The organism is Roseibium sp., assembly GCF_025698965.1.
Classification (GTDB): Bacteria; Pseudomonadota; Alphaproteobacteria; order Rhizobiales; family Stappiaceae; genus Roseibium.
In genome coordinates this window covers 1-4,372 of sequence record NZ_JAILWL010000519.1, presented here as the reverse complement: position 1 = coordinate 4,372, position 4,372 = coordinate 1, and the positions used below count along the sequence as shown (strand labels likewise).

Annotated in this window: 5 protein-coding genes and 1 pseudogene; 1 reads left to right on the top strand and 5 read right to left on the bottom strand. The window is 54.8% G+C overall.

What is annotated here, in order from left to right:
- From K5905_RS28495 to K5905_RS28475, 5 genes are all read right to left on the bottom strand, one after another.
- Positions 1-436 (bottom strand): hypothetical protein (locus tag K5905_RS28495; RefSeq protein ID WP_297590722.1); only part of this gene is annotated, 436 nt, incomplete at its 3' end.
- A 194-nt stretch (positions 437-630) separates the two neighbouring features.
- The gene (locus tag K5905_RS28490) at positions 631-1,836 is read right to left on the bottom strand and encodes a lytic murein transglycosylase (RefSeq protein WP_297590725.1); all 1,206 of its coding nucleotides are present in this window, start codon (positions 1,834-1,836) and stop codon (positions 631-633) included.
- A 52-nt stretch (positions 1,837-1,888) separates the two neighbouring features.
- Complete coding sequence (locus tag K5905_RS28485) at positions 1,889-2,467, bottom strand: histidine phosphatase family protein (RefSeq protein ID WP_297590719.1); 579 nt, start codon at positions 2,465-2,467, stop codon at positions 1,889-1,891.
- Positions 2,467-3,411, bottom strand: coding sequence for an NAD(+) diphosphatase (gene nudC / locus K5905_RS28480; RefSeq protein ID WP_297590716.1), 945 nt, complete (start codon positions 3,409-3,411; stop codon positions 2,467-2,469). Before nudC ends, K5905_RS28485 begins: the two co-directional genes overlap by 1 nt.
- A 265-nt stretch (positions 3,412-3,676) precedes the next feature.
- Positions 3,677-4,096, bottom strand: coding sequence for an HIT domain-containing protein (locus K5905_RS28475; RefSeq protein WP_297590713.1), 420 nt, complete (start codon positions 4,094-4,096; stop codon positions 3,677-3,679).
- Positions 4,097-4,248: 152 nt separating this feature from the next.
- Between K5905_RS28475 and K5905_RS28470 the strand changes: the two are divergent.
- Positions 4,249-4,372, top strand: a pseudogene (locus K5905_RS28470) (LysE family translocator); the annotation flags it as partial.

Here is a 4,372-nt window from a genome sequence, read left to right as displayed (position 1 = left end):
ACAGGGAACCTGCAAGGCCGTCCCGCTCGGACTTGGGCAAGGCCAGAAATTTTGCTTGGAGTGCTCGTAGTTGAGCGATGTGACGTTTCGGTATCCTGTATACCGCAACGACATCCTCACCGCCGCCCGGCAGGCTTTCCGCAGGTTCCTCCGTTGTCTCGGTTCGTTGCAGAAAGATCTGCTTTTCCTTGACCACACGGCCGGTTTTCTTGTCGCTCATCACGATCATCATCCGGGCTCCGTCTGTTGGAACCTGCAGTCGCTCGGAATGCTGGACAGCAATACGGAAGTATTCAGGGTCCGTTGTTGCCGGATTGAATTTTTCAAGATCACTGGCAACTGCCGAAGCGGCAAGAGATCCCGTCAGAAGGACGATGAGCAATAATAGTCTGGCGCGCAGCGACAGTGTCGCGCGCTGGACGTTTAATCCAAACATGCGTGGGTACTCCATTTTCTGAATGGCAAAAATTTATTATCGTAAAACAATAAAAAATAAAAGGAAAAGTTATCACATTATTCCCGCGTGAATGATCGCGGGCTCATGCGAATGCATCCAATGGTCACGGGTCATCAACAAAGTTTTGAAGGGAGGATTTTGGAAGCATGGTCACAAACGCGTGCCTGGAGACGTCATCCCACCCAGCACGTTGCAAAGAAACCGTTCTTTTCCTGATCCTTGCCGATGGATCGGCGGGTCTTGAAGCCGATCAGACCGTCAGCGCCGCCAACATCATGGCCAAGTCCCTCAAGCCGTTGCTGGAGGTTGCGAACAGCCCCGCGTGTGGTTTCCTTCATCGGTTTCCAGTCGCCGACAAATCCTTTGTTGGAGCCATAGCGGTCGGCAAGATGCCCGACAAACAGCGCATAAGTATCGGATTCGTTGTATTCCTTCAGGACGTAGAAATTCTCGGTGGCAATAAACGCCGGTCCATATCTTCCCGCCGGCAGAAGGATGTTGCCCGGTTGCCTGAGCTCATGATCCGGAAAGGGGCGACCGCTGACCCGCTTGACGCCCTCGTTGACGAACGCGGAAATTCTCTGCCGGTTATCCGGACCTTCCCGAGTGCAGGAAACCGTGTTGGGCAGGAACACCTCATAGCCCCAGTCCCGACCTTTCTTCCAACCATGTGCTGTGAGGTAGTTTGCAATCGAGGCCATGGTATCGACCTCCGATGTCCAGATGTTGCGCTTGCCGTCGCCGTTAAAATCAACGGCGTATTTCAGATAGGACGATGGCAGGAATTGCGGTTGCCCCATGGCGCCGCCCCATGAACTTTTCATGGCCTTGCGTGAGACATCGCCGTTCTGCAGGATTTTCAGCGCAGCAATCAATTCGCTTTTGAAGAAATCCGGCCGTTGCCCCATAAACGCACGGGTTGCCAGAACACGGATGGCATCATGGGGGATCTTGGCTCCGCCATAACCCGATTCTCTCGCCCAGATCGCCAGTATGATCCTTTTTGGAACGCCATATCTGGCCTCGATCCGCTCAAGGGTGGATGCATGCTTTTGCATCAGGCGGCGACCGGAGGAGACAAGGGCGTTGAAATGATTGTCTTTGAAATAGCGCGCCGGTGTTCTGAATTCAGCCTGAAAATTGACTTTCGGCGGTGAGCCTTTTCCACCGGGTCCGACAAGACCTGGCAGGGATGTATCGGGCGTCAGCCCGGACAGCTCGCGGTCGAGCGTTGCTTGAGAAATGCCGGCATTTAGGGCCGCAGGCGCGATATCGGATTGCAAAAATTGGCGGAACTGGGCGTCGTATTTTCCCGCCCGAGCTGGCTCTGCATGCAAGATGAATACACATACAGCAGTGGCTGCAAGATTTGAAAGGATGCGGATCACGTCAGGCTCCAGAAGCGTCAGGTCCTCTGGAAAACTAGCACGATTAAACTTCGATCCAACTCAAATCGTGACCGGCCTGTGACGTCAGCCAGTCCCGTTCAAATCGGTACCAGCTGCCGCCGCGCTTCTGGTCGTGATCTCTTGAGATCGCAACGCCCATCAGATGACACATGAGAAGTGTCCCTGCCGCGCCATGTCCTGCAAACAGAACCGCCTGATCCGGGCTTGTTCCTGCAAGCTCGGCAGATACGGCCTCAACAATCCGCTGTTGTGCGTCGCAAGCTCGTTCCCATCCCCTGACGGAGATCTCCGGCTCGGCAAAGAACTGATCGGCAACCTGCTCGAACTCGTTTGGAGGTAGAAAGCCTGTGGCCGAACGGTCGTTTTCGTGCAATGCCACCCGGGACGTTTGGGGGATCTTGAATTTCTCCGCAAAGATGCCTGCCGTTTCAACAGCCTTGGTCTCTGCGCTGGAAACCACCTTTTTCAAGTCCGGGGCAAATGGCAGTTCGGTTGCTTTCAGTGCCCGTTCCCTCCCGACGTCGGAAAGGCCCCATTCAGGAACCGGCACATCCGGGTCAATCTTGACTTCCGGATGGGTCAGATAGATGCACCAGCTCATCAGGTTTTCTCCTCAAGCCACCCGATAATCAATTCATAGGCGATGGAAATGGACGGCGGTATCCGGTGGCCTTCCGGATGCGTGCCATCGGTCATCTGTAGAACTTCCGCGCGATCACACCACTTGCAATCTTCCAACTCGTCATCTTCGATTTCGATGTCGCGCGATGTCGCGATTCCAACACAGCCGAGCATCAGGTTGGCCGGAAACGGCCAGGGTTGATTGGAAATCAGTCGGACGTCGCCGACAATGATGCCCGATTCTTCCAAAGTTTCGCGGCGAACGGCCTGCTCAATCGTCTCACCCGGTTCCATGAAACCGGCCAGAGTCGTGTAAACACCTTCCGGCAGGCGTGCAGGGCGCCCAAGCAAAGCCCGGTCGCCGTCGGTAATCAGCATGATCACGCAAGGGTCGGTCCGCGGAAAGTGCGGTGCTCCACAAGACGGGCAATCCCGCCTGTACCCGGCCTCCGCCATTTGAGTTTTTTCCCCGCAACGCGAGCAATGGGAATGGGTCCTGTGCCAGTGGATCAGGGCGCGAGCCTGGGCAAGCGCTCCGAGATCCTGCTCGCAAAGAGCGTTTCGCAGGGCAAGGTTGCGCAAGTCCTCGATCTGAATATCCGAACGATCGGCCAGTTCCTCATCGCTATGGGGAAGCGTTGTGGCAAAAAGAGCCTGACCGTTTTCCGGTCGCAATCCGAGAAAAACCATTTCGGCAGGGTCTGCACCAAGCGCTTTCGCCGAATTCAGGTCATGTCCTACCGGAAACACCTCGCCCGCGGGAAAGACCAGGGTCTTGTCGGTTGAAAGGATGACTTGGGTGTCCGGCTTGTTCAGCAGCTCATCCAGATAAGAACTTTCACTGCGCCGCGTCGACTGCCGATCGAGTGTGTTGCCGAGAAAACTCATCTCCATGGCCCGGAGACCGGCGGCAGAGGAACGCATATTGTAATCCTTGGAAAGTTTTGGCGAGGCTGACGTCTGTCGGGACACTAGAGCACTTTCCGATCATATTAAATCAATTGATGTTTCAAAACGATCAATTGGCAGGGGCGCCCGTGAGGCGGTGTGTCGAGCAAGTGGCCCCACGCTGCCGATAGGCTGATTTATGCCACCCGAAACAGGCAGAATTTATCGAAAAGATACCCAACAGGAGCTGGGTGATCGGAAAGGGCTCTTCGGGCCCAGGAAACATCTGGACCGAGCGGGATCAATCACCTTCCGATGAGAAAGCATTCCAGAACTGTTCGATCAGGACATCCGCCTTCTCTGGTTCGTAGGGTTCTGCAGGCACCACCCCCCAAACCGGACCGGGCCAGGCAGCATCGTTCCGGAAGCGACCGATAATATGGACATGCAACTGGGACACCTGATTACCCAGGGCGCCGACATTCAGTTTTTCACAATTCGTCACCGACCGCAGTACCTTGCTTGCCAGCACGATTTCACGCATCAGCTGCTGTTGATCTTCCTCGCCAAGGTCAATGACTTCAACCAGGTCGGGTTTTCGAGGAACAAGCAGCAACCAGGGATAATTGGCGTCCTTCATGAGCCGGACAGCGCAGAGCGGAAGATCGACGATGAAGTAACTGTCGCCCTCCAGACGGACATTAAGGCCAAACGACGTCATATATTCAGGTCCAAAAGTGCTCGAAGGAATTTACGCAGAAGCTGAATGCTCCGAATTGCATTCGTTCAGCATATGGTTAGATTGGGCATAATGTGAACCGGTTTTCGCACCCAACACCGTTTCTATCTCAAAACAGCCTTAGATTTTGCGCTATGTCCCTTGAAACAATATTGAGTTTTGCCCTTGTTGCCGGGCTGCTGGTGATGTCGCCTGGACCGAACGGGGTTCTGATAGCAAAGACTGTCCCGACTTCGGGTCGAACGGCCGCGGTTTCGA

Excerpts from the sequence above, each read along its gene's own strand:
- K5905_RS28475 (WP_297590713.1), bottom strand. The coding sequence starts at position 4,096 with ATGACGTCGTTTGGCCTTAATGTCCGTCTGGAGGGCGACAGTTACTTC.
- nudC (WP_297590716.1), bottom strand. The coding sequence starts at position 3,411 with ATGCGTTCCTCTGCCGCCGGTCTCCGGGCCATGGAGATGAGTTTTCTC.
- K5905_RS28485 (WP_297590719.1), bottom strand. The coding sequence starts at position 2,467 with ATGAGCTGGTGCATCTATCTGACCCATCCGGAAGTCAAGATTGACCCG.